Genomic DNA, 23,540 nt, shown 5'->3' with positions numbered 1-23,540 from the left:
AAGATCAGCTACCCGTCTTGAGGTGCACTTGATCGAGCGCCAGCTTCAGCCCTTTGGCCAACTTCCCAACGTCGTCATTCGCCCAGAAATGCATGAAGAACAGCCGGGGTTGGTCGTCGAGCATATGGTTGTGCACGGCCGTCACCTCTATTCCACTTTCCCGCAAGGCTCTTAGCACCGGATTCACTTCGGAAGCGATCAGAACGAAGTCACCGGTGATCGCCGCCTTGCCACTCCCGGTCGGTTGAAAGTTGATAGCGATCGCAGAACCCATTGCGTCCGGCACTTCCATACCGTCATCCTTGATGGACTCCGCACGCGGGATGCTGACCTGATAGACACCGCCATTGACCTTGCCCTTGCGGCCAAGTGCCTGGTCGATGGTCGACGTATCGAGATCGATCGCCTTCGAAGCAGCGGTGGCACTCGCCGGTGTGTCCGAAAGCGGCGTAGCACTCTGCTGCAGCGCCGAATGTAGCGCTGTGGCCAACTTTTCCGGATCGCCATGGCCCAGGACATGCATGTACATCGTCTCCGGCTGAGCCCTCCGCAGGTGATTGTGGAGCGCCGTGACCTCGATGCCGCTTTCGATCAGTTTCATCATCACCGGGCTGATCTCGGATTCGGTCAACACGAGATCACCCATCACCATGGTATTGTGATCGCCCATGGGCTTGAATGCGAGCCACGAGCCGAGCGCCAAGGCCGGTTTGAGTTCTACTCCGTCGAGCGTAACCTTCAGATCCGAACGAGGCAGTCCGACCCGATAGACGCCACCCGACGCCTCTGAGCCGGATTTCCCCAGCGCCTGCGCCACTGCCTTCCAGTCAGGTGCGGCAAGGGAAGGCTGGGTAATTCCAAGGCAGGCTGCAAACGCGAGCCTAGCTATGATTTTTCCATGCATGGTTTGCTCCTGTGCTCAGCCCCAGGTGCCCAACTGGAAAACGTCTGCGGTTCCAAAATTACCAACGTTCTCGCGCAATTGTGATGCGTACTCCGCCGGTTACGCTGCCGGCTGTGCTTCTCGCCATTCGGCACGATGCCTGAAGCCCGTGGCGATCTTTCAAATTCGTTCCACGCGCCTTAGGTTTTTGATTTTACGCCTGTCTTTGTTCCGAAACGGATTCCCACTTTCGGGAGGCATGCCTGGGCATAAAGCACATTGCCTGCAGCTACCCGAATGCAACGCGCCTTGGGCCGCTGTTGTTGATTGCGCCTGGGTCGTAGCGGTTATTCGAAATCGGGTTCAGATTTCCGGATCGTCGAGGATGCGACGGAGCGTGCTGCGGCCGAGCGCGCTCATGGCCGGGTTGGTATTTTGGTAATACCATACCAAGCCCATCGCTTGCTGGAACGCCCACGCCGCTCCGCGTTTCCACTCGATCGTGCTTGATCGAAGATGAATGCGCACCGTCTCGCGCCGGTCGCGATCGAGAAGATGCCATGCGGCGACGAGGTCCAGCGCAGGGTCGGCCGGTCCGAAGCTGCCGCAGTCGAGCACGCCGACGAGGCGTTCCCCTCGCACGAGGAGGTTGGCCGGAATGAGATCCCCGTGGTTCATGACGTCGGGACCGGACGGCGGCAATTCGCGCAGATCGCCCCATTTGCGGCGGAGCCGCGGCACGTCGAGGATATCCTCGCTGTTCCTGAAGCAGATCGACATCCAGTCGTCATGGTCGGGAAGATGTCCGCCCCTTCCCCGCCGATCGAAGCGGCGGCCCCTGGTGTCCGCCGCGCGCAATGACGCGATAAGCCCGGCAATGTCGAGCGCGAAGCTCGCCGAATTTGCAAGCCCGTCCGGCGTAGCGGCATCACCGTCTATCCAGCTCTGCAGCGTCCACGGCATCGGGTAGCGCGGGCCGGGTCTGCCGATACCGAGCGGTCGAGGAGCGGCAAACGGGGAATGCCGTGCAAATTCGGCCATGGCTGCGGCCTCGCTGTTCAGTATGTTGACGCACTCGATCGGGTCCGCGAAGCGCAGGGGAAATCTCGCCGCCACGCTCGATCCAATCCGGAAGATCGCATTGACGGTCCCGATCGCGCCGAGCGGCTCGATCCGCTGGTGGCGATATTGCGGGAATTGGGCGGAGATCATATCGCGAACGATGTCTGCATCGATATGAACCTGATCGCTGTGCATCATGCTGCTGATGGTTTCCATGCCAGTGTCGAATGTTGGGTCTGTCGTCCGAAATGCGCAGCGGCCGCGGGACAGCCGATCTGCCAATGTTGGCGCCGGTATGTGTTCGGAAACGGGACCGGCCGGCCGATCGCAATTAGAAAACGCTAACGGAACGGAAACGCCTCGCTGCTATGGTTCTACGTTGCGGCGGGGCGGCTGAACCCCGCCGAGGAACTTCGGGACGAGTATACCATGGCCACTTTTCCCCATGTCGAGCGTCGCCTTTATGCGCGAGAGTTCGTGCTGAAGGAGGCGACCATCGTCACCGGCGACGCCAGCATCAGGTGCTCCATCCGCAACCAGCACGAGCATGGCGCCGAGCTGCGCGTCGGCGCGCAGGTGGAGCTGCCGGACCGCTTCACGCTCATTGTTCCCGACGACGATGCCGTCTATCGCGCCGTGGTGCGCTGGCGGCGCAACGAGCGCGTCGGCGTGCAGGTCTACAGCAATTCGATGAAGGGCTGACGACCAACTCGCCTCGGGCTCCCGATCACAGGGATCAGGCGAGTGGCATAGCTATCAGAGATAGTCCCGCACGCTCGCCTTGTTGGCGCGGCAGACGATCGGATAGCATCGCATCCCCGGCTGGAGAGGATCATGAACGTCTTGCCTGAAGTGCTCGGAGCCACGGAGCTGTCCAACGGATTTCTAGGCAATCTGGTTCAGGTTTGCTTCGTCACACGCGATTGCCGTCGCATGATGGAGGGTTTTGTCAGGCTCGGGATCGGCCCCTGGACGATCCGGACGGTCGATGCCTCGAACATCGAGGCAACCTATCGCGGCCGGCCGGCCGATTTCTCGGTCAAGGTTTGCCTCGCCAACGGTCAGAACATGAACTGGGAGATCATCGAGTTGATCCGCGGACAGTCGATCTATACGGAGTTCCTGGATCGACATGGCGAGGGTATCCAGCATCTCGCCTTCAACTGCAACGGGATCGACTATGATGAGCGTGTCCGTCAGTTCGAGGCGCGCGGCTATGAGGCTGTGCAGGCCGGCACCATATTCGGCGGTATCGATTTCCACTATTTTTCGGCCGAGGACGATTTGCGGACCACTGTCGAGATCTACCGTGTGCCCGCGGGGTTTGTGTTTCCGCAGCCCGAGGAGTGGTATCCCGCGCCTCCGCCCGGGACCTGATCAAAGATAGCGGCGCACGCTCGCCTTGTAGGTGCGGTAGGGCTCGCCGAACTTGCGCTCCAGATAGGCCTCCTCGCGCAGCACCACGCCGGAATGCAGGATGAGGAACACCGGAACGAGAGCGAGCACGCCCCACCATGTGTCGAAGATGAGTCCGATGCCGAGGAGCAGGCCCATCAGGCCGACATAGAGCGGGTTGCGGCTGAAGCCGAACGGGCCGCCGGTGACGATCGCCAGCGTCGGTTTCGTCGGATCGATATTGGTGCCGCCGCGCTGCATCGTCATGCGCCCCCAGGCGATAACGGCGATCGCGAGGGCCGCCAGCACGATGCCCAGCACCATGGTCAGCGGCCTGCCGCCGATAGCGAGCGGCCAGACATAGCGCAGCGCCAGCATCAGGATCAGCGCCACGAGGAACAGCAGCGGTGGGAACACCGCGACGCCGGGACTGTCCTTCTCGCCGTTCATCGCCATTTCCGCCGGTCCGAACCTAAATTTGGAGCTTCGTCGGAGGTTCACGAAGCTTCATCCGGTCGTCATGTTCATGCCGCATATTAGCGACACCGAATACGCTGATCCGATCGGCTCCCAGAAGACCTCCTGCCCGGTTTCGACCGGGCTTTTTTCTAGCTGTCAACCGTCTCCAGCTTGGATCGTATCGAGCCGATGGCTTTTTCGATGGCCTCGGCGGCTTGCAGATCCAAAGCAATGTCCAACAGGCCTTCCGTTGTCCGGATCGAGAGGATGCCTATGTGTCCCTTCTCGTCCTTGACTGTGCCGACATGGATTTCGGTCGGCACGAAAGGGGGCGCCTTGTCCCTGCGATTCATCGTTCGCCTATGTTGACTGGGACGGACGACAATCGCGCAAACCGCTCACCCGTTCAAGCGGGCTTAGGTTGTATCCGTGTCAGCCGATGTCGGCTGCTCGCCGACAATCGGCATCGCCAACTGGGTTTTTGGATGGCGCGGGCGCTTTGCAGGCACATGCCGGCTGCACGCGGCATGCGCCGCTAGCAACAGCCGCTCGCGCCGCAGCACGACGCGCCGGCAGCTTTCTGTTCTTCCAGCCAGCGGTCGCGCGGCTTGCAGCTTGCCGGCCGTGGTGACAGCTCGACCTCGACGGTATCGCCAACCAATGCCGGTTGGGCCGCCCGGTGAAGTTCCATCGGCCGGATGCCGTCGCTGACTTCGAAGGTCAACTTGGCCGACGGGTCGAGGGCCACATGGTCGGCCACCTTGCGGATGATGGCAACGAACTTGCCGGCCGCCATATGGACCGGCCCGCCTTCGTCGACGTCCCACAGCTGCACGAAAATCTCCGACCAGGCTTCCGGATTGGCGCCGCAATCGAGCGCCGAGAACTGTCCCGCCTTGACCTCGGTCACGTGATAGCCCGACTTTACCGGCCGGCCGTCATAGCGGAACACCAGCGGTTTTTCCGTGTGGTCGGCCAGCGCGTCGAGCAGATCGCCGATGGTGAGATCCGATGGGTCCATGGCATGGGCAGGTGCTATTTTATGGTTGTCAGGAGAGAGCATGTCGGCTATTCCTCATTTCAACATTTCAAGGATTATTGAAATATGGATGAACGTCAAGCCCTGACCGCCTTTGGCGCGCTGTCGCAGGAGACCAGGCTGCAGCTGCTGCGATTGCTGGTCGTCGCAGGGCCGGAAGGCATCGCCGCCGGCTCGCTCGCCGAACAGGTCGCGGTTTCGCCGTCCAATGTCAGCTTCCATCTCAAGGAGCTGGAGCGCGCCGGCCTGGTGAGCGCGCGGCGTGACGCGCGCTCGATCGTCTACAGCGCCGAATACGATGCGCTGTCCGGCCTGATCCGCTTCCTGATGGAGGATTGCTGCTCCGGCCGGCCGGAAATCTGCGCGCCGGCGCTTGCTGCACCCTGCTGCCTGCCGGGCGAGGGGACCCGGCAATGATATCCTTCGATCTTCCGCGCCGGGTTGTCGCCGAAGCGCTGGGCACCGGTCTCCTTGTCGCGACCGTGGTCGGCTCCGGCATCATGGCCGAGACGCTGACGCATGATGTGGCGCTGGCGCTGCTCGGCAACACGCTCGCCACCGGCGCCATGCTGGTGGTCTTGATCACCATTCTCGGGCCGATCTCCGGCGCGCATTTCAATCCGGCCGTCTCGCTGGTGTTTTGCCTCAACCGTTCGCTGCCGGTCCGCGATTTCGCCGCCTATCTGGTCGCGCAGGTCGTCGGCGGCATCGCCGGCACCGTCGCGGCGCATCTCATGTTCTCCCTGCCGGTTCTGGAAGTCGCGACGAAGCTCCGTGCCGGACCCGCGCAGTGGTTCTCCGAAGCGGTCGCGACCTTCGGGCTGGTCGCGGTCATTCTCTCAGGCCTCCGGTTCGAACAACGCGCCGTGCCATGGCTGGTCGGCCTCTACATCACCGCCGCCTATTGGTTCACCGCCTCCACTTCTTTCGCCAATCCGGCGGTCGCGCTGGCGCGCTCGCTCACCGACACCTTTTCCGGCATCAGGCCGGCCGATCTGCCGGGCTTCATCGTTGCCGAGCTGCTCGGCGCCTTGATCGCATCGGCGCTGATGGGCTGGCTGCTGAGGCCTGAAATCGTTCAGCAATCCGAACCACTGAAAGCCAAACCATGACGGTCACGATCTATCACAATCCCGCCTGCGGCACCTCGCGCAACACGCTCGCCATGATCCGCGCCAGCGGCGAGGAGCCGGTGGTGATCGAATATCTGAAGACGCCGCCGAGCCGCGAACGGTTGCTGGACCTGATCTCGGCGATGGGGATTACCCCGCGCGAGCTGCTGAGGGAGAAGGGAACGCCTTATGCGGAACTTGGCCTCGCCGATCCGAAATGGAGCGACGACGAGCTGATCGAATTCATGCTCTCCCATCCGATCCTCATCAACCGGCCCATAGTCGAAACGCCGAAGGGCACAAGGCTCTGCCGGCCGTCGGAGGCGGTGCTTCCGCTGCTCGACAATCCCGTGCGCGAATTCGTCAAGGAAGATGGCGAGAAGGTCGCCTATATGCCTCCGGCCTAATGCATGTCGCCCTTGGGAAGACGACGTGCATGGAACAAACTTAGGGCTGCAGATGCTTCATGAAGTAGATCGAGGCTCGTGGTTTGCCGAACGGATCGACGAAGTGATGCGGCACGACACCGACTTCCCGCCAGTTCATGCGCCGATAGAGCCGCTCGCTTGCTCCGCCCTCGGCGGTGTCGAGAAGGAGCAGGGAGCGCTTTCTCTTCCTTGCCTCGTCTTCGATGAATGCCATGAGCGCCGAACCGATCCCTTGCCGCTGGAAGCCCCGGTGCACGAGAAGCTTGTAGACTTCCGCCCGGTGCAGGGCGTTCGGTTCCGGCGACAAATAGAGCTGGACGGTGCCGACCAGCTTGTCATCGACATAGGCGCAGATGAGCAGGCGGTCTCCGTCCGCCAGGGAGCCGAAGAGGCCCCGCCAATAAGCCTGCGCCTGCTCGGCGCCGAACGGCAGTACGAAGCCGACCAGCGCGCCGTCCTCGATGGTCTGCATCAAGATCTCGGCAAGAGCGCCGAGTTGAGCCGTTGCCTCGGTCTCGTCGATCACCGCGATGCGCATACGCTGCCCCTTTTAGGCATGACAGATAATGGGCTTTGAGCGTTTCGTGAAGGCGGAAGTCGCAGCGCCGGCCGCCCGCAGCCGCCACGTCCTCGTCTCGGCGCTCGGCATCACGCAGATCCTCGCCTGGGGATCGTCCTACTATCTGCCCGCCGTGCTCGCCGCGCCGATCGCCGCCGATACCGGCTGGTCGCTGGCCTCGGTCGTTGCCGGACTCTCTTGCGGGCTCTTGCTTGCCGGGCTGGTGTCGCCCGTCACCGGGCGGCTGATCCAGCGCCATGGCGGCCGGCCGGTGCTCGCCGCGAGTTCGATGCTTTTGGCCGCCGCTCACCTGCTGATGGCGGCGGCCAACGCCTATCCGCTCTACCTGCTTGCCTGGCTGCTTATGGGATTAGGCATGTCGAGCGGCCTTTACGATGCCGGCTTCGCCACACTCGGCCGCCTCTATGGACAAGGGGCGCGCGGCGCGATCACCAACCTGACGCTTTTCGGCGGCTTCGCCAGCACGGTTTGCTGGCCGCTCAGCGCCTTCCTCGTCGAGCATGAAGGTTGGCGCATCGCCTGTCTTTGCTACGCGGCGATCCACCTGTTGATCTGCCTGCCGCTTCACCTCCGGGTGATACCGCCGCCTCCGGGCGCGGCGCCCGCGCCGGCAAGGAGCGAACGCGGACAGGCGCATGCCGCGGGCCGGGCGAGGATACGCTTCATCCTCCTTGCCTCGATCCAGACGGTATCGGCGCTGATCGCGTCGATGCTCTCCGTCCACCTTCTCACCCTTCTGCAGCTGCGCGGCGTCAGCCTGGCTGTCGCGGTCGGGCTGGGCGCCCTGGTCGGCCCTTCGCAGGTCGGCGCGCGCGTGGCCGAAATGCTGATCGGCCGCAACCGGCACCATCCGATCTGGACGATGCTGACATCGGTATCGCTGCTGGCCGCCGGGGTCTGGTTGCTCTTTACCAGCCAAGCCTTCATTGCGCTGGCGTTGATCCTCTATGGCGCCGGCAATGGCATCCATACGATCGCTCGCGGTGCCCTGCCGCTGGTGCTGTTCGACCCGCAGCAATACGCAGCGCTCATGGGCAGGCTGTCAACGCCCAGCCTTATCGTCCAGGCGGCGGCGCCCTCGGTCGGGGCGCTCCTCTTGGGCGCGGGCGGCGGGAATCTCGTTCTGATGACGCTCGCGTTGGCCGCAACGCTCAATGTGGGGCTCTGTATCTGCCTGGTTGCGGCCGTGCGTCGGTGACCCTCGGAGCGGTCCAGTTCGACGGTTTAGCCGACCCGCTCCGAGCATTTGTTCTTACGCATTTCCGGACGGAGACCCGTCGCGCGCTTTTCCTGGAACGGCGCTAGCGCCTCGTCAAATCATTCCACTAGAAACGGAAATTCACGAAGGCCTTCAGCGTGTGGAAAGCCACGTCGTCCTTGATCGTCAGCCCCTCGCCATTGTCGAGTATCTGCTTCGAGCCAAGGTCCACATAGGCGTACTCGGTGCCGAAGGAAACGCGATCGGTGATGGCGTGTTCGAGGCCTGCGCCGATCGTCCAGCCGGCGCGCGTCTGCTCCTCGTTGAAGACGGTCGTGCCGCCAACGGTCAGCGTCTGCTCCGTCTTGCCGAAGGCAAGGCCGCCATGGCCGTAGATGAGCGTGCGGTCCCAGGCGTGCCCCAGCCGTGCGCGCACGGTGCCGAGATACTTGACGTCCACTTCGCCATTGAAGATCTCGGTACCGTCCACCGAGGCCGTCACCGAAGCGCCGTAGCTGGATGCGGCGATGTCTGCCACCGCACCGACCACCCATCGGTCGGCAAACTGCCAGTCGTAGCCGGCCTGGACGCCGCCGAGGAAGCCGCTCGCGGAAATCTCGAACGCGCCGTTGATCGGCGGCGGGTTCCCGTCGGCAAAGATCTGCCGCGAAGCAAGTTTCATGTCACCCACGGCAAACGAGCCGAAGCCGCCGAAATAGGGTCCCGTCCAGTCGAAACTTTCCTCCGCCGGTGGCACTGGGGCCGCCTCGAGGGCGATCGCATCGGCCGCGAAAGCCCTGCCGGCGGCAAGAGCGATCGCCATGGCGGCCATGGACACAGGTATGATCTTCATCGGATACTTTCCTCGTTGGATTGCCAGTTCAAAATTCCGTCCGCATTTCTTCCCGCTCATGCGTGAGCGGGCCTCCGGGACGTCAGTCAATTTGCGAAGACATGTCCGCTCATTGCGGACATGAAAATCGAGTACCGCCCCTTCGACGCACCGCTAGCAGAGAAAATCCGGGTGCGTGTGGCGAATACGGAAGTCAAAATTGCAATAACGGAACAGTTGTTGTTCCAGAATTTCAGTCTTGCAAATTTGTCACACCTAACTCATTTTCAGAAAGCTGAGACACCATTTTGGAACGGGATCGAACCAAGGCGGAAATGAGGTTTCTCAAGCGCCAGCGGACAGGCAAATGCCAATTGCAGGCAGGCGCCGGCCGACTCCAGGCGTTCTTCGACAGGGAGCACGATGCCGAGCGCTGATCTAGTGGCCACATTCTCGGCGGACGACATCCCCGAAGATCACCGGGACGAGTTCATCCGCGATTTCTACGGCCGCATCCAGATGCGGTTGGACATCACGCCGCGCGCCGACACGCCTCTCAAATTCTCTGCCCGCACCCTGATCCTGCCTGAGATGAATCTCACCAAGGGCACGGTCTCTCCCATGGTCTGGGAGCGCAACAGCGCCCTGATGGCCGACGGCAACGACGATATCATCCTATCCTGGAACAAGGGCGGCTACCGCTTCACCATGCCTGGGCGCGGCGACTTCAGCACCGATCCCGGCACCGCCGCCATCTTCCCGTTGGACCGCCGCTACTCGGTCGTCAGCGAGGATTCGCAATGGACCATGGCGCTCCAGTTCAAGCGCTCGCTGCTGGCCCCGCTGGTGAAGAACCTCGACGATGTGCGTCCCGACAGTCTCGGCCGCACGCTCCCGGCCCACCGGCTGCTGTTCGATTACCTCTGGTCACTGCTGCACATGGAGGAGCCCGAGACGCTCGCGGCTCTTGCTTCCCGCCATATCACTGATCTTCTTGCCGTTTCCTTCGGTGGCATGGAGGTCCATGCGCATCCACCCGGCGTCCGCGCGGCGAGGCTTGCGGCCATCAAGCAGCACATTGCCCGAAATCTCACCGATCCCGGGCTCGGCGCCGGGCAGGTATCGCGCAAGTTCGGCATCAGCGAGCGCTATGTCCGCCAGCTCTTTGCCGGGGAAGGCACAAGCTTTTCCGACTATGTCAACGGGGAGCGGCTCGCCTATGTCCATAGCTGCCTCACCGATCGCCGACAGCTGCTGCGGCGCATCGCCGACATCGCCTTTGAGGTCGGCTTCAACGAGCCGTCCACCTTCTATCGGCAGTTCCGGCTGCGCTACGGCGTGACGCCTACGGAAGTGCGTGCCTTGACCGAGAAGGCCGGCAGCGGCTGAAGACATGGCGGTTCGTTGCCGCATTCTTCGTCCGATGCCGAGCATCGGCGTATTTGCCTACCGCCAGGATCCGTGCGCGCAGTTGCCTACTTGTCCACCGCCAGCGTCTCATTGAGCACGGCAGCCAGATGCAGACCGCCGAGCGCGAGCTGCCGGATGGCGACCGGCGAGAATTTGTCGAAATAGGCCTGGTCGAGGATCACCGCATGCGGGTTGTCCGACTTGATCGACGTGCCCTTGGGCAGCGCGCGATAGGCGTCCTCGGCAATTCCATGGCACGCGGCCAGCCATTTCTCCGGCGTCTGGTCGGCTGCCGGCAATGGCGCGAGATTTGGGATGACATCGGTCTCGAGGTCGAGCGCGACCTTGCCCCAGTCATAGTATTTGAACAGGATCAGGCTCGAATCCCACACCGCGTGGAAGGTGGTTAGGTCGCGATAGGTGGAGCCGTCCGGCTTCGGCCGCGAGACGTTGAAGGTCACGGTCAGCGTGTTGCCGCCCTGATCGCCCTGGTTGCCGTCCAGGCGCTCGACGCAATGCAGCGGCTGCGACAGGTCGCCGACCAGATGGATGACGAAGGCGAGCGCCTTCCAGCGCTCCTCGTCGCTCTTCTTCGGATCGGCGAGGATTTTTTCCTGCGCCGGCAGTGCCTTCATCAGGCAGAAGCCGAAGGTCGCGTCGTCCTTGCAGTCGCGCGCCGGGTCATAGGCGGTGGTGCTGGCGCTCGCGTCGCCCGGCTTCGACGCCAGCGGGATGTCGACGAAATGCCAGTTCGACGTCTCCTTGTGGTTCTCGGCGCGATAGTCGTCGGGCCAGCTCGCGACCGAGGCCAGCGAGACCGTCGCCGGCGGCTCGAGCTTGAGATGCGAACGCAAGAGCTGCTCGATCACGTCATAGGCGCCTTGGCTCAGCCTGTGCTGCGCGATCTCGGCGATCACCGCATGGCCTTCCTGGCCCCAGGCCAGCGCGTGGCCGTACATCGTCAAGCTAGCCAGACAGGAAACTGCCGCCGCTTTCCAGTTCATCGCCTTGCCTCCTCAAACAAGGTTCCGTTCTGGAAAGTACAATCGAGGAGCGTGTCACAAACAAGCGGTTTTCCAAACGACGCTCTCTTGCGAAGACATGCGCGAGATCAAGCGTATGCAGCGGATCCGAAAGATCGCGACGGGCTTTATAGCCCTTTCCGAGCCTGGATCGCTCGCGCCGCCTGTTCGATCGCGGCGCGGTCGTTGCCCAGCCTGTCGAGCAATTCCTGCGCCTCTCCGCTGCTGATTCCGGTACGCATCGCAAGCGACTCCACCGTCAGCACATCCGAGCTGTCGACCTCGCGCGTTTCAGGCAGCGCATCGTCCGCCGTGAGCGGCAGGGCGGCCTCGCGGTCGATCTCCATCTCGGCCTGGTGCCAGTGGCGCTCGTGGTCGCCATGGATGCCGCCTTCGCGCTGCCAGATCTCATAGGCACGCTGCCTGATCTTCTCGGTCCGATCGTCGTTCATCGCCTTTTCCTCCGTGCGTCGTCTTCAACGCAGGGCGAGGCGGAACGATCCGCGCTGTTCGAGAAGTGATCGGCGGCACGGGTTGGACCGGGTTGGCCGGCATATCGGTCAGGACCCGTATCTCGCCACCGGATTGCCGAACATGCCGGGTTCCGGTTTCACGCCCAGCCCCGGCCGTTGCGGTACGGCGATGTGCCCGTTGCGGATGACGACCGGATTCTTCGTGTCGAAGTGTCCGTCGATATATTCCTGGGCGATCCAGGCGCCTTCCATGCGCCGCGGCTCGACGGTCGCGGCAAGATGCACGCAGGCGGCCGCGATGATGTCGCCGCCCCAGGCATCGTCGCAGCTGTGCGGCAGCGAGCGGATGGCGCAAAGGTCGCGCACCGTCGTCGTCTTGGTCAGCCCGCCGAGGCGCGTCACCTTGAAGCCGAAGCCGTCGGCGATGCCGAGCGAGATTGCTCGCAGCACCGCGTTCTGGTCCTCGGTGCTTTCGTCGAGATAGACCGGATGCGTGACGCGACCCTTGAGCGTCGCGACCTCGTCCATGGTGTTGCAGGGCTGCTCGAACACGAAGGGGATCGCCTGGCAGAGCCGGTCGAGATGGATGGCGGCCGCGACCGTCAGGCCCCGGTTGCCGTCGACCGCCAGCCGCGCCTTGTGGCCGACCGCTTCCCAGACCTTGTGCACGACGGCGACGTCCTCTTCCAGGTCGCGCCCGCCGATCTTGACCTGCAGGCGCGGATAGCCGGCTTTCACCTTGTCGGCCGCTATCCTGGCCGTCTCATCCGGCGGGCCGACGATCAGCGAATAGTAGGCCGGTACGCGGTCGGTGAGCGCGCCGCCGAGCAGCGTCGAGACCGGCACGCCGAGCTTCTGGCCAAGCAGGTCGAGAAAAGCCATGTCGAAGGCGGCCTTGGCATAGCCGTGCCCGTTGAGCCGCTCGTCCATCTGTTGGGCCAGCAGCCTGATCGAGGCGATCTCCGCACCGACCAGCCCTGGAGCGATTTCGGCAATCGCCGCGCGGGCGCCCAGCGCATGGTGCGGCTGGTAGACCGGGCCGATCGGGCAGGTCTCGCCCCAGCCGACCAGCCCGTCATCCGTCACGATCTCGACCAGCGTCGAGTCCAGCGCCTCGACGTCGGCGCTGGCCATCCGGTAGGCGCCGCCCTTCACCGGCAGCCGCGCCGAGTAGACGTTGATCCGGTCGATGCGCATCACATCCGCGCCCTGGCCGACGTCGGATCGTAAGGCGAATCCGCGATCACCTCAGCGCTCTTCCATTCTCCCAGGATCGCGACGTCGAGCTTCGTGCCGGGTTTGGAAAAACGCTCCGGCAAGAGGGCCAGCGCCACGTCATGCCCGAGCGTATAGCCGTATCCGCCCGACGTGATGCGCCCGACCAGCTCGCCGTTGACATAGAGTCCTTCGGAGGCGAGCGCGCTGGCGCCGTCGGTTTCGATCTTGAGCGTCACCGACCGGCGCTGGTCCTTCCTCGCCTTGTATTTCAGCACCGCCTCGCGCCCGACGAAATCGCCCTTGTCCAGGCGGATGAAACGCTCGAGCCCGCTCTCCAGCGCATTGAGCTCCGGGTTCATGTCGCGGTACATCGCACGGTAGGATTTCTCCAGCCTGAGCGACTCCAGCGCATGCAGCCCGACGAGGCGCATGCCGTGCTTCTCGCCATCCTTCAGGATCGCATCCAGCAATTGCCGCTGGTAGGGCAGCGGATGGTAGAGTTCCCATCCTAGCTCGCCTTCGTAGTTGACGCGCAGCAGCCGCACGTCGCTGGCCAGGGCGACGCTGCCGGTCCTGACGCCGAACCATGGGAATTGAGCATTCGAAAGATCGACCTCGGTGAGGGGTTGCAGCACCTCCCGCGCGTTCGGTCCGACCACGGTGAAGCAGCCGCGATCGTTGGTGACGTTCCTCAAGGATACTCTGCCGTCGGCGGGCAACAGCCTTGAGAGATCGTCGAAATTCCAGCGTTCCGCGCGCGGCGTCGAGATCAGGTAGAAGCTCTCTTCGCCGAGGCGCGCAACCATGTATTCCGCCTGCACGCCGCCGCCGGCGGTGAGGTGGTGCGCCAAGGTCACCTTGCCGACCGCGGGCAGCCGGTTGGCCAGGATCCTGTCCAGCCAGGCGGCGGCGTTCGGCCCAGACACCTCGAACTTGGTCATCGGCGTCATCTCGACCAGGCCGACGGCGTTGCGCACCGCCAGCACTTCCTCGGCGACGAGGTTCCCCTTCGGCGTCCAGCGCCAGCTATACTGGTCCTTGGCCTCGACGCCGTCGCGCGCGAACCAGTTGGGCATTTCCCAGCCGTTGAGCACGCCCCAAACGGCGCCGAGCTCGGTCAGCCGGTCATAGGACGGCGCGGTCTTCTGCGGGCGGGCCGCGGGCATGTCCTGCCCCGGATATTTCTGCTCGGCATGCGTTCCCCAGGCCTCGCGGACCTTCTCGCGCGTCCAGGCCTTGTTGGCGTAGTCGCCGAAGCGGCGCGGGTCGAGATCGGACGTGTCGAGGCTGTTGCCGCCCTCGACGATCCGCTCCGACAGATAGTAGCCGATCGCGCCGCCCCACAGGATGCCGCCCGGCACGCCCTCGGCCAGCCATACATTGGGCAGGCCCCAGGCCGGTCCCATCAGCGGCAGCTCGTCCGCCGTCATCTGGAAGGGGCCGCGCACATTGGCCTTGATGCCCACGCGTCCCAGCGCCGGCACCAGCTGCAGCGCCTGCTCCCAGTTCCACGACACCGCCTCGAAATCTTCTTCGACCAGATCGGCGCCGAACCAGGCGGGGACGCCGTTCTCGGCAAACAGCTTGAGGTTCGCGGTGCGCTCGTAAGGACCGAACATCAGCCCGTCGCCTTCTTCGCGCAGATAGCCCTCGAAACCTTCGTCGCGCAGGATCGGCATCTCCGGCCGTCCCTGCCTTTTCCGCTCCACGATCTCCGGGACCGCCTCGGTGATCCAGTACTGATGCAGGATCGGGATCGCCGGGATTTCGAGGCCGAGCAGCGCGCCGGTCTGGCGCGCGTAATTGCCGGTGGCTGAGATGACGTGCTCGCAGGTGATGTCGCCCTTATTCGTCTCAACCAGCCACTCGCCGCTAGGCGCCCGCCTGAAGCCGGTCACCTCGGTATTCAAGTAGACCTTGGCACCCAGGTCTCGCGCGCCCTTGGCCATGGCAATGGTCACGTCGGCCGGCGCGATATGGCCGTCATCGGGATGATAAAGCGCGCCGAGCATGTGGTCGTTGTGAAGCAGCGGGCAGAGCTCCCTGGCCTCGGCCGGCGTCAGCAATCGCGCACGCATGCCCTGGACGTCGGCGACGCTCATATAGCTCTTGAATTCGTCGAGCCGGTCCCTGGAATTGGCGATGCGCAACTGGCCGCATTTGTGCCAGCCGACCGGCTGTCCGGTCTCGGCCTCCAGCCCTTCGTAGATCTCGATGGTTTTCTTGATCATCCGCCCGATATTGATGTTGCGGGCATAGGAGGGGATCAGGCCCGCGGCGTGCCAGGTCGAGCCTGCGGTCAGTTGGGTGCGCTCGAGCAGCGCCACGTCGGTCCAGCCGCGCTTTGCCAAGCCATAGAGGATGCCTGCCCCGACGCAGCCTCCGCCGACAATCACCGCTCTCGCATGAGCTTGCATCGAACCACCAATTCCGGACCGTTTTCAAAAGCGCGCCGCCGAAGCTACAGGCGGCTGAAGGCCGTGTAACGTTCTGAAAAACTAGGGATTGTGATAAATTTGGCTTATGCAGCGGTCCGCCTGGGCGGGTCGGCAAATTGTCCGCGGTCACTGCGCTTGCCCGTCCTGCGCCGTCTCGTCCTTGAACTCGACCTTCGTGCCCGGCTTCACCATGGCGGCGAGGTCCTCGGCGTCCCAGTTGGTCAGCCGGATGCAGCCATGCGAGTAGGTCGTGCCGATCTTGCCGGGATCGGGCGAGCCGTGGATGCCGTAGCTTTCGATGGAGAGGTCGATCCAGACCGATCCGACCGGATTGTTCGGCCCCTTGGCGAGGGTGAAGGGCCGCTTGCTCCTGACGCCCTTGAAGGCGAATTTCGGATCGTAGCGATAGGTCGGATTGTGCACCACGCGCTTGACTTCCGCGGCGCCGCTCGGCGCCGGCTTCTCCTCGCTGCCGATCGAGGCGGGGTAGACCGCAATCGGTTTGCCGGACGGATCGAGCGCGCGCACCTGGCGGGACGCCTTGTCGACCTCGACGCTCGCGATGGCCGCAGGGGGAGGGGCGCGGCCGACATCGGGCACCACCAGGCTCGTGTCGGCCTTCCTGAAGTCGGTTTTGGGATTGAGTGTCCGCAGCACCTGTTCGCTGACGTGGAAACGCTCCGCCAGCCTCTCGCGCGCGTTGCGGTAGCCGAGCCGCCTGAGATGCGCCATCCTCTCCATGCGGGCGGGGATGCGCCTGGTGAAAGGCCCGCGCACATCCTTGGCCGTGACCTCATAGGTCACCAGCACGGGCTCGGCGGAGGTCGCCGCAAGCTGGTCCCAGGTTTCTCGCGTCAGCTTGCCGTCGGAAGGCAGTCCGTTCGCCGCCTGGAACGCCGCGACGGCCTTGGCGAAATTGTCGGAAAGCCGGCCGTCGATCAGGCCGGGCGAGAAGCGGGCGCGATCGAGAAGGACCTGCGCCTTGACCAGCATGGGGTCGACGTCTTTCGGCTCGCTGTCGCTGAATTGCGCTTGATTGACCGCCTCGAGGTCCAGCCTGGCCGCCAGCGCCGCGCCGCATGCAAGGGCAAGCGCTACCGCGACGACTGGAAGGAGCCTGACCATCGACGTCACTCCGGGACCGCGCCAAGTACCTGTCTCTATGACGCGGGACGGCCGATCTGGTTCCTGTCGGCTCGCGCGAAGATCATCGCGAACGTGCACTCTTGGCCATATGCGGTTGAATTTTAAGCTGGAAGCAGTTCCCAAGAACGCAAATTGATGTCATGCTTATATAAGGGCCTATGCATTTTCTGATTCCATGGCCCCCTGTCCCTGGTGACCGACGGCTCCCCAACGCCCCCCGCCCATGCCGTCGGTTGCCCGTTCGTGACCCAGGACCTGCAGAGCCAGTCGGCCAACCCGCCAGCTGGACGAGGCGGCGCCGGTCGCCGCCTCAGTCACATCAAGGATGCTTCGACTGGACTTTTCCTGTCGCGGGAGGAATTGCTCCATCCTCGATAAGGATGTCCTTCCTGCGGGCAAAGGCAGCGAAGACACCTCTGGCCGTTTCTGCATCGATGTCTCCGGCCAGCGCGGCCTTGCAAGCGCGGATCGCCGCCTTCTGCTCGGGGCTGTTGCCACACCAGTCGATGACAAATTGATAGGCGTCCGCGACGGTGTTCAATTGACGCGGGAATCCCAGTCCGACCCAGATGCGGATGGGCTTTTCGAATGGTTCGGCGAGCATTGCGAAACCGCCTCGTTCCGCGACGATTCTACGCGACCACTCCGCCGCCGCGATTGCCCCTGCCGGCCATCCAAGGCAAGGTGACGCTCACGTCCTCGTGGATTTTGACCGACTTTGCGAAACCGCAAAACGCATCTCTGGCGGCCGTCAGCGGAAAGCTGCTGTCGAATGCTCGCTGGCAGGCACGCAGGGTGGTCTCATAGATGGTGCCGCGTCTGTTCCTGGGCCATTCGTAGAGAAATTCCAGGGCGTCCTCGAGGCATGCGATTTCCTGGATGAGGTTGTTCCCGTTCTTCACGAAAACCGGGCTGTCAAACATCCGATCGTTCATAGGATCCTCCAAGTCGAACGAACAATTTGAGTTTGGGATAGGCCGGGACCGACAGCGGTCCGCGCCCGTCTGCGATATGGGTTTGTGGTCTTGGGCCGTCAAGATCGGGGCGCGGTAGGTCGAGATCGATAGCGAAGTTGGACCGAGAAGCTCCACCTAAAGCATGTCTCCCGAAAGTGGGAACCGGTTTCGGGACAAAGACATGCGTAAAATCAAAAACCTAAAGCGCACGGAGCGAATCTGAAAGATCGCGACGCGCTTTAGGACGGCGACTTGCTCGAGAGCGCCTTCGCTTCGCGAACGAGCGAACCCCAGTTCAACCCCAGGAAAGAAATGAGCTCCAAAGCCTGCGCCTCGGTAATGCCGATCTCCCGGACAAGCCGTTGAACAATGGTTTCCTGTAACTGGTTTTCAGATTTGAGCGCCATGGGAGTCCCCTGTTGGCGCGCAACGTTCAACCAGGGGATTTGTTCCGACAAATCCACCGGCCTGGACAACAACCTCGCCCGACGGAGGCCTCATCGACTGGAATTGAGCTTCCGGATACGTCCCTTATCCAAACGGAACACTCCATCCGTGCCGCCCTGGCTCTCGAAATCGGTCTGAAGCTCGTCCCATGTGCCCAGATATTTGCCGCACTCGGCGCAACGGATTGGAGTTGTAGGCTGGGCATCGGCTGGAATCTGCAAACGGATGACCCCGCAGAACGGGCATTCCAATTTGTGGTTCAGGTACTCGCCGACCATGCCGACCATAATGCGCAGCATCGCCCAATCGGCATACCTGCGCAAGCCGAGGAAGGTGTCGACGAACTTCCTGCTTCAAAGCGGCCCGATCTCGGAAAACAGCCAATCCCGAAAGGCCTTGACCTTGCGCTGGCGGATCGCTTCCGGCGGGTAGACAAGGTAGAAGCTGGAAACGGCCTTCAGCGCGTGATCGAAGGGGCGGACCAGCCTGCCGGTGGCGAGGTCGGCCGAAACGAGCATGGTGCGGCCGAGCACCACGCCTTCGCCCTGCACGGCGGATTCCACCGCGAAGGTAGCTGAATCGAAGGTGAGCCCGCTGTTCGGGTCGACGCCCTCGACGCCTGCGCTGGCCAGCCACGCCGCCCAGTCGATCCGGTAGCCGTCGCGGATCAGCGTGTGGTGCTTGAGGTCTTGCGGAGTCCTCAAGGGATGCGGCCCCTGCAAGAGCTTCGGGCTGCAGACCGGGAACACCTCCTCGCCGGTGAGGAATTCCGACGTCAACCCATGATAGTTCCCGGCGCCGTAGCGGATGGCGACATCGATGCCGTCGCCGCGGAAATTGGTGAGCCTGCCCGTGGTCGAAACCCGCACGTCGATATCTCCGTGCGCGCGGTGGAAACGGTAAAGCCTGGGCACCAGCCATTTCCCCGCAAAGCCGTCGGACGTGCTGACGTTCAGGGTCGAGTTCGAAAGGCGCGAGGTCGCCGTCTCGGTGGCGACCGATAGCTGGTCGAGCGCCTCGCGCACCGCACGCGCATAGGGCTCGCCGACGGCGGTCAGCCGCACCGAGCGCGTCGCGCGCTCGAAGAGCTGCACGCCGAGCTGGTCCTCCAGATGCTTCACCGCCCGGCTGATGGCGCCGTGCGTGAGGTTGAGCTCGTCCGCCGCCCTGGAGAAATTCAGGTGGCGAGCGGCGGCCTCGAAGGCGGGCAATGCGTTGAGCGGCGGCAGTCTGCGGGCCATGGTGCAAATCTATTTGTGAGAATTGGTAACAAATACTTGCCAAACTTTGATTTGTCTGTCGAGAGTTTTCCAGTCAAAAATCCTCACAGCATCTGTGATTAGCGCTCACTTCAGAGCAAACGCTGCGAGGACAAAATGGCTACCGTTCATCCTTTCCTCTGGTTCAATCTCGACGCCGAACAGGCGCGCGACTTCTATCTCTCGGTGTTCAAGAACGGTCGGGCGCTGGAGACGATCACCCTCACCGACAATGTCGCCGGCACCGACACGCCGCACGCGATCTTCGACTTCGAGCTCGAAGGCCAGCGCTTCACGGCGCTCAATGCCGGCGGGGTGCCGCCCTTCAACGAAAGGATCTCGCTCTACGTCGAGACCAGGGACCAGGCCGAGACCGACTATTACTGGAACGCGCTGACGGCGGGCGGCGGGTCGGAAAAGCCCTGCGGCTGGCTGCGGGACAAGTTCGGCGTCTACTGGCAGGTCATCCCGGAACCGGCGCTGCGCCTGATGAACGACCCGGATCGCGACAAGGCCGACCGGGCGCGGCAAGCGATGTACAAGATGAGCAAGATCATCCTCGCCGATATCGAAGCCGCCCATGCCGGCCGCGCCTAACTCGACAAATCACCGCTGGAAGATGGAGGAACCCATGACCAAGCTCACGGGAAAGAAAATCATTGTCGTTGGAGGCAGCTCCGGCATCGGCTTCGGCGTTGCGGCGGCCGCGCTGGAAAACGGCGCGGAGGTGGTGATCGTCGGCCGCTCGGCGGAGAAGCTGAAGGCCGCGGAAAAGAGGCTCGCCGGGGCTGGGCGCGTGACGGGCGTTGCGGCCGACATGGCCAGCGAGGCGGATGTCGCCCGCCTGTTCGACGAAGTCGGCGCCTTCGATCATCTGGTGGCGACCGCCGGCACGCCGCCGCCCAATCATCCGATCGGCGAAGCCGACATGGCGTTCGCGCGCCAGTTCGTCGACGGCAAGCTGATCGGCGCGGTCATGCTCGCCAAGCACGCGGTGCGCACACTGAGGAAGGGCGGCTCCATGACCTTCACCTCCGGCATCAACAAGGACCGGCCGCCCGTCCCTGGCGGCTCGGTCGTCTCGGCGATCGCCGGCTCCTTCAGCTATTTCGCCCGCGCGCTGGCGCTGGAGCTTGCACCGACACGCGTCAACATCGTCTCGCCCGGCTGGGTGGATACCGAGATGTGGGACGAGATCGTCGGCGAAGCCAAATCGGGCTATTTCGACCAGATGGGCGCCCGCATTCCGGCGGGAAGGATCGCGACGCCGGCCGACGTGGCGCCGGCCTATCTTTATCTGATGCAGAACGCGTTCATGACCGGCGAGACCATCCACATCGACGGCGGGCAGCGGCTGGTCTGAGCAGGCCTGCTTGGACCTTGCCGGGCATTCGGACCAATGGCATTTTCAGCGGAGCGCCAATATACATGACGTTCGATGAGCAGCGCCTCCGCATAAGAGGAATGCCATGCGAAAGTTCGTCTTCACGGCCATGTGCATTGCCGCCGCCACAGGCGCCAATGCCCATGACTGGTACGAAAACAAGGTTGATCCGGTAACAAAGTTCAAGTGCTGCGGCGGTCATGACTGCCGCGCCATACCGCAGTCTTCGGTTCAGTCCAGGGTCGACGGGGGCTACGTCTATCTGCCCGATGGTTTCAACATCCCGCGAGACCGGGTGCAGGAATCGCCGGACGGCCAATACCATATCTGCGAGAATAACTACGTCATAACCAACCAGCCCTATTTGCGCTGTTTTTTCGCGCCTCGGGTCGAGATTTCTCGACTGCTCCCGCGTTGAGAGGATACCGCTGCGTCGCAGCAAGATCCGGGATCGGCAAGGCATGCGCGACCGCGGCGAACCCGCACGCGTGGCTTGCTGCCACGGGTCGCCGAGCAAGGCGGCAGCTTGCGCGGAAGTCCATTTGACCAGTCTTCCCGGCTGGCGATCAAGCCACGCGGACCTGGCGGGCGTCCGGCACGGCCCTCATTGCAGATATGGCTCTGTTTCGCCATTATGCCCGGGGGCGGGCGGTCATGATATCCTTGAATCCATTTGCAAGAAAAGGTTGGCTGCGCTCCGTGTCGCGGCCAATCCGGCGCGAGTTGCCAAACGCCATTCGGCGAAAACTTGAGGCATCGAGAGCGCGCTCCAATCGACGTGGCCACCCGGCGACGTTCATCGGCATCACGGGAAGTTCGGGCAAGACAACCACCGCCAGCCTGCTGGGACACGTGCTCGAGGCATATGCGCCAACCACCACCCAAGCGATCTACAACACCGCTGTTGACATCGCGCCGGCGGTGGCATCCGCATCTCGAAACAGCGAGTTCGTCGTTCTGGAAATCGGCGCTTCGAAAAAGGGATCGGTGGCTCGATCCGCTCGTTTGATAGAGCCCGATGTCGCGATCGTCACCATCGTCGATCTGGAACACTATAGTGTGTTTCGCAGCCTCGAAGCGGTGGCCGACGAAAAGGGCTGGCTGGTGAATGCGGTCCGACCCGGAGGCTTTGCGCTTCTCAACGCGGATGACGAACACGTGCTCGCCATGCGTCGCCGCACGCGCGAGCGCATCGTTACCTATGGCCGGGACGAGGGGGCCGACTTCCGCGTCCTGTCAGCCGAGTTCTCCTTTCCAGGTCCGTTGCGCGTTCGCATCGCCTGGAAGGGCAATGAGGAGACCGTCGTTTCTCCCCTTCCGGCGAAGCACTTTTGGCTCGCGGTCACGGCTGCTTTTGCGGCGGCCGTCGAACTCGGTGTTTCGCCCGAACAGATCAAGGAACGGATAGCCGGCTTTGGCGGCGTTCCCAATCGCTGCCAGATCATGGAGGTGCCTCACGGCCCCACCTTCATCGTCGATGCAGCCAAGGCGCCCTTTGGGACGATAGACCTCGCCTTCGATGTTATGAGCGACGCCACCGACAGACGCCGCAAAGTCGTCATCGGGCAGATCTCCGACTATGCAGGAAATCCTTATTCCAAATACACGAAGGCGTATCAGCGGGCGCGGGCGGTTGCCGACGAGGTTATCGCGGTGGGAGACAATGCACACAAGGTTCGCGCTACGGAAGAGGACATCGCGTCGGGACGGTTCCACCGATTCCGCGACGTCCACGAGGTCTACTCCTACTTCAAGAAAACGGCTGTCGAAGGCGACCTCATCCTGTTGAAAAGTTCGGGCAGCCTGCATCTGGAGAGAGTTGCGCTTGCCTGGACCAGCGATGTCAAATGCTGGGAAAAGCGATGTGGTTTCACCATCGGCTGTGTAAGTTGCGGGCTCTACACCCACCCTTTCCACGAACATGGCCGAATTCGGCGTCGTGAGAAACGCCGTCGGCGCAGGGAAAAGATCAGGCGTCTGGTCGCCGCGCCTTTCAGGCTGTTCCGGGGTATGAACCCGCCATAATCAGGCGTCTTTACAGGTTGGCCGGGTCGTCCGCGGCCGCCTGCGTTGTTACAGTCTCCGGCGCGTTGGCCGCACGCGCTCGGCGATACCAAAGCGACCGCAGGAATTTCCTCGCCTGCAGGAAATTCCCCCATACGGACCGAACCACAATCCTCTTGCTTCTTAGGTCGCTCCGTTCACTTTCCAGAATGGACCCACCGAGCTGGGGGCTTACCTCGTCGACCAGATTGGGAGAAGTCGACCACACGCGGATGGCAAACTCCCACGGATGGGAAAAGTCCTCATCGATAGGCCTGAACAAATGACGGCGACGCAGAAGCGATTGAGCCGCCTGCCTGTTGATCAGATAGGCTACCGCGCCCGAGGCCGGGTACTTGTATCCGACCAGATGCGTGGCCCCAACTCTAATCGACTCCACAACCTTCTTATGGTTGAAATCGAAGAACTTTACGATGCTCCAAATGCCTCGGTGAGAAATGGCATCGTTTATCGCCTGGATGAATTGCTCGTCATTGCGGATTTTGAAATCGTCCTCAAAAACCAACGCAAAATCCATCCCTTTGCGCATCACCTCTTGCCAGATCTTCCGGTGCCCGAGATAGACGGAAATCTCGCCCCTCGTAAGCGAGCGCTTGTGAAGGGTCCAATTCAGAAGGCGTGAGTAGGCGCGATCGATCTCGGCGCTGTTTTGATCGACGCCGTGGACGAAATCGAAGGAAAGGCCGAGGCGGCCTAGTTCGTTGGCGGCGTGCATCCTGCGGGCTCCGCCCGCCG

Annotated in this window: 29 protein-coding genes; 11 read left to right on the top strand and 18 right to left on the bottom strand. The window is 62.9% G+C overall.

Going from position 1 to position 23,540, the window contains the following annotated elements; translation table 11 throughout:
• Positions 1-4 precede the first annotated feature (4 nt).
• Together QAZ47_RS25105 and QAZ47_RS25100 are read right to left on the bottom strand one after the other, a co-directional pair.
• Positions 5-904: a DUF1259 domain-containing protein gene (locus QAZ47_RS25105; RefSeq protein ID WP_278231147.1), complete on the bottom strand. Its 900-nt coding sequence runs from the start codon at positions 902-904 to the stop codon at positions 5-7.
• A 342-nt stretch (positions 905-1,246) separates the two neighbouring features.
• Positions 1,247-2,227 carry an aminoglycoside phosphotransferase family protein gene (locus tag QAZ47_RS25100; RefSeq protein WP_347567165.1) on the bottom strand — a complete coding sequence of 327 codons (981 nt, stop codon included), beginning with the start codon at positions 2,225-2,227 and terminating at the stop codon, positions 1,247-1,249.
• Between the two features lie 147 nt (positions 2,228-2,374).
• Here QAZ47_RS25100 and QAZ47_RS25095 point away from each other — a divergent pair, with 147 nt between their 5' ends.
• Both QAZ47_RS25095 and QAZ47_RS25090 read left to right on the top strand, forming a co-directional pair.
• On the top strand, positions 2,375-2,647 hold the full coding sequence (locus QAZ47_RS25095; protein ID WP_278076812.1) for a PilZ domain-containing protein: 273 nt from the start codon (positions 2,375-2,377) through the stop codon (positions 2,645-2,647).
• A 132-nt stretch (positions 2,648-2,779) separates the two neighbouring features.
• On the top strand, positions 2,780-3,322 hold the full coding sequence (locus QAZ47_RS25090) for a VOC family protein (protein ID WP_278231146.1): 543 nt from the start codon (positions 2,780-2,782) through the stop codon (positions 3,320-3,322).
• On the opposite strand, the gene QAZ47_RS25085 is transcribed toward QAZ47_RS25090, so the two are convergent.
• The 3 genes from QAZ47_RS25085 to QAZ47_RS25075 all read right to left on the bottom strand — a co-directional run bounded on the left by QAZ47_RS25085 (position 3,323) and on the right by QAZ47_RS25075 (position 4,862).
• Positions 3,323-3,790 carry an isoprenylcysteine carboxylmethyltransferase family protein gene (locus tag QAZ47_RS25085; RefSeq protein ID WP_278231145.1) on the bottom strand — a complete coding sequence of 156 codons (468 nt, stop codon included), beginning with the start codon at positions 3,788-3,790 and terminating at the stop codon, positions 3,323-3,325.
• A 158-nt stretch (positions 3,791-3,948) separates the two neighbouring features.
• The gene (locus tag QAZ47_RS25080) at positions 3,949-4,122 is read right to left on the bottom strand and encodes a hypothetical protein (RefSeq protein WP_278231144.1); all 174 of its coding nucleotides are present in this window, start codon (positions 4,120-4,122) and stop codon (positions 3,949-3,951) included.
• 212 nt (positions 4,123-4,334) lie between these two features.
• Positions 4,335-4,862 (bottom strand): DUF6428 family protein, encoded by a 528-nt coding sequence (locus QAZ47_RS25075; RefSeq protein ID WP_278231143.1) that lies wholly within the window; start codon positions 4,860-4,862, stop codon positions 4,335-4,337.
• 42 nt (positions 4,863-4,904) lie between these two features.
• Between QAZ47_RS25075 and QAZ47_RS25070 the strand changes: the two genes are divergently transcribed.
• The 3 genes from QAZ47_RS25070 to arsC are packed head-to-tail and all read left to right on the top strand — an operon-like array spanning position 4,905 to position 6,357.
• Entirely contained in the window at positions 4,905-5,255 is a 351-nt protein-coding gene (locus tag QAZ47_RS25070) for a metalloregulator ArsR/SmtB family transcription factor (protein ID WP_278203437.1), read from the top strand.
• Positions 5,252-5,950, top strand: coding sequence for an MIP/aquaporin family protein (locus QAZ47_RS25065; RefSeq protein ID WP_278231142.1), 699 nt, complete (start codon positions 5,252-5,254; stop codon positions 5,948-5,950). The genes QAZ47_RS25070 and QAZ47_RS25065 overlap by 4 nt, the downstream gene beginning before the upstream one ends.
• On the top strand, positions 5,947-6,357 hold the full coding sequence (arsC, locus tag QAZ47_RS25060) for an arsenate reductase (glutaredoxin) (RefSeq protein WP_278231141.1): 411 nt from the start codon (positions 5,947-5,949) through the stop codon (positions 6,355-6,357). Before QAZ47_RS25065 ends, arsC begins: the two co-directional genes overlap by 4 nt.
• A gap of 40 nt (positions 6,358-6,397) precedes the next feature.
• Here the strand turns inward: arsC and QAZ47_RS25055 are convergent, their stop codons facing one another.
• Entirely contained in the window at positions 6,398-6,916 is a 519-nt protein-coding gene (locus QAZ47_RS25055) for a GNAT family N-acetyltransferase (protein ID WP_278231140.1), read from the bottom strand.
• A 46-nt stretch (positions 6,917-6,962) separates the two neighbouring features.
• Between QAZ47_RS25055 and QAZ47_RS25050 the strand changes: the two genes are divergently transcribed.
• The gene (locus QAZ47_RS25050) at positions 6,963-8,156 is read left to right on the top strand and encodes an MFS transporter (protein WP_278231139.1); all 1,194 of its coding nucleotides are present in this window, start codon (positions 6,963-6,965) and stop codon (positions 8,154-8,156) included.
• A 127-nt stretch (positions 8,157-8,283) separates the two neighbouring features.
• Here QAZ47_RS25050 and QAZ47_RS25045 read toward each other — a convergent pair whose 3' ends face one another.
• A complete protein-coding gene (locus QAZ47_RS25045) occupies positions 8,284-9,009 on the bottom strand; it encodes an outer membrane beta-barrel protein (protein ID WP_278231138.1) in 726 nt (241 codons plus the stop codon).
• A gap of 402 nt (positions 9,010-9,411) precedes the next feature.
• Between QAZ47_RS25045 and QAZ47_RS25040 the strand changes: the two genes are divergently transcribed.
• A complete protein-coding gene (locus QAZ47_RS25040; RefSeq protein WP_278231137.1) occupies positions 9,412-10,377 on the top strand; it encodes an AraC family transcriptional regulator in 966 nt (321 codons plus the stop codon).
• Positions 10,378-10,463: 86 nt separating this feature from the next.
• Here QAZ47_RS25040 and QAZ47_RS25035 read toward each other — a convergent pair whose 3' ends face one another.
• The 10 genes from QAZ47_RS25035 to QAZ47_RS24990 all read right to left on the bottom strand — a co-directional run bounded on the left by QAZ47_RS25035 (position 10,464) and on the right by QAZ47_RS24990 (position 19,339).
• On the bottom strand, positions 10,464-11,402 hold the full coding sequence (locus QAZ47_RS25035; protein ID WP_278231136.1) for a S1/P1 nuclease: 939 nt from the start codon (positions 11,400-11,402) through the stop codon (positions 10,464-10,466).
• A 146-nt stretch (positions 11,403-11,548) separates the two neighbouring features.
• Positions 11,549-11,872, bottom strand: coding sequence for a DUF2934 domain-containing protein (locus QAZ47_RS25030; protein WP_278203431.1), 324 nt, complete (start codon positions 11,870-11,872; stop codon positions 11,549-11,551).
• 108 nt (positions 11,873-11,980) lie between these two features.
• Positions 11,981-13,090, bottom strand: coding sequence for a mandelate racemase/muconate lactonizing enzyme family protein (locus QAZ47_RS25025; RefSeq protein ID WP_278231135.1), 1,110 nt, complete (start codon positions 13,088-13,090; stop codon positions 11,981-11,983).
• A complete protein-coding gene (locus QAZ47_RS25020; RefSeq protein WP_278231134.1) occupies positions 13,090-15,528 on the bottom strand; it encodes an FAD-dependent oxidoreductase in 2,439 nt (812 codons plus the stop codon). Before QAZ47_RS25020 ends, QAZ47_RS25025 begins: the two co-directional genes overlap by 1 nt.
• Positions 15,529-15,675: 147 nt before the next feature.
• On the bottom strand, positions 15,676-16,674 hold the full coding sequence (locus tag QAZ47_RS25015) for a L,D-transpeptidase (RefSeq protein WP_278231133.1): 999 nt from the start codon (positions 16,672-16,674) through the stop codon (positions 15,676-15,678).
• 340 nt (positions 16,675-17,014) lie between these two features.
• On the bottom strand, positions 17,015-17,299 hold the full coding sequence (locus tag QAZ47_RS25010) for a DUF982 domain-containing protein (protein WP_278231132.1): 285 nt from the start codon (positions 17,297-17,299) through the stop codon (positions 17,015-17,017).
• Between the two features lie 28 nt (positions 17,300-17,327).
• On the bottom strand, positions 17,328-17,630 hold the full coding sequence (locus tag QAZ47_RS25005; protein WP_278231131.1) for a DUF982 domain-containing protein: 303 nt from the start codon (positions 17,628-17,630) through the stop codon (positions 17,328-17,330).
• Between the two features lie 260 nt (positions 17,631-17,890).
• Entirely contained in the window at positions 17,891-18,058 is a 168-nt protein-coding gene (locus QAZ47_RS25000; RefSeq protein ID WP_278231130.1) for a hypothetical protein, read from the bottom strand.
• A 90-nt stretch (positions 18,059-18,148) separates the two neighbouring features.
• Positions 18,149-18,397 (bottom strand): hypothetical protein, encoded by a 249-nt coding sequence (locus QAZ47_RS24995; protein ID WP_278231129.1) that lies wholly within the window; start codon positions 18,395-18,397, stop codon positions 18,149-18,151.
• Between the two features lie 54 nt (positions 18,398-18,451).
• Complete coding sequence (locus QAZ47_RS24990; RefSeq protein WP_278231128.1) at positions 18,452-19,339, bottom strand: transcriptional regulator GcvA; 888 nt, start codon at positions 19,337-19,339, stop codon at positions 18,452-18,454.
• Between the two features lie 135 nt (positions 19,340-19,474).
• Between QAZ47_RS24990 and QAZ47_RS24985 the strand changes: the two genes are divergently transcribed.
• The 4 genes from QAZ47_RS24985 to QAZ47_RS24970 all read left to right on the top strand — a co-directional run bounded on the left by QAZ47_RS24985 (position 19,475) and on the right by QAZ47_RS24970 (position 22,766).
• Positions 19,475-19,954: a VOC family protein gene (locus tag QAZ47_RS24985; protein ID WP_278203422.1), complete on the top strand. Its 480-nt coding sequence runs from the start codon at positions 19,475-19,477 to the stop codon at positions 19,952-19,954.
• Positions 19,955-19,988: 34 nt separating this feature from the next.
• Positions 19,989-20,720, top strand: a complete 732-nt coding sequence (locus QAZ47_RS24980) for an SDR family oxidoreductase (protein ID WP_278231127.1) — start codon at positions 19,989-19,991, stop codon at positions 20,718-20,720.
• A gap of 106 nt (positions 20,721-20,826) precedes the next feature.
• A complete protein-coding gene (locus tag QAZ47_RS24975; protein WP_278203420.1) occupies positions 20,827-21,159 on the top strand; it encodes a hypothetical protein in 333 nt (110 codons plus the stop codon).
• Positions 21,160-21,395: 236 nt separating this feature from the next.
• Entirely contained in the window at positions 21,396-22,766 is a 1,371-nt protein-coding gene (locus QAZ47_RS24970; protein WP_278231126.1) for a Mur ligase family protein, read from the top strand.
• 10 nt (positions 22,767-22,776) lie between these two features.
• Here the strand turns inward: QAZ47_RS24970 and QAZ47_RS24965 are convergent, their stop codons facing one another.
• Entirely contained in the window at positions 22,777-23,520 is a 744-nt protein-coding gene (locus QAZ47_RS24965) for a glycosyltransferase family 25 protein (protein ID WP_278231125.1), read from the bottom strand.
• Positions 23,521-23,540 lie beyond the last annotated feature (20 nt).

This window comes from Mesorhizobium sp. WSM4904, assembly GCF_029674545.1.
Classification (GTDB): Bacteria; Pseudomonadota; Alphaproteobacteria; order Rhizobiales; family Rhizobiaceae; genus Mesorhizobium.
This window is presented reverse-complemented; position numbering and strand designations above follow the sequence as displayed.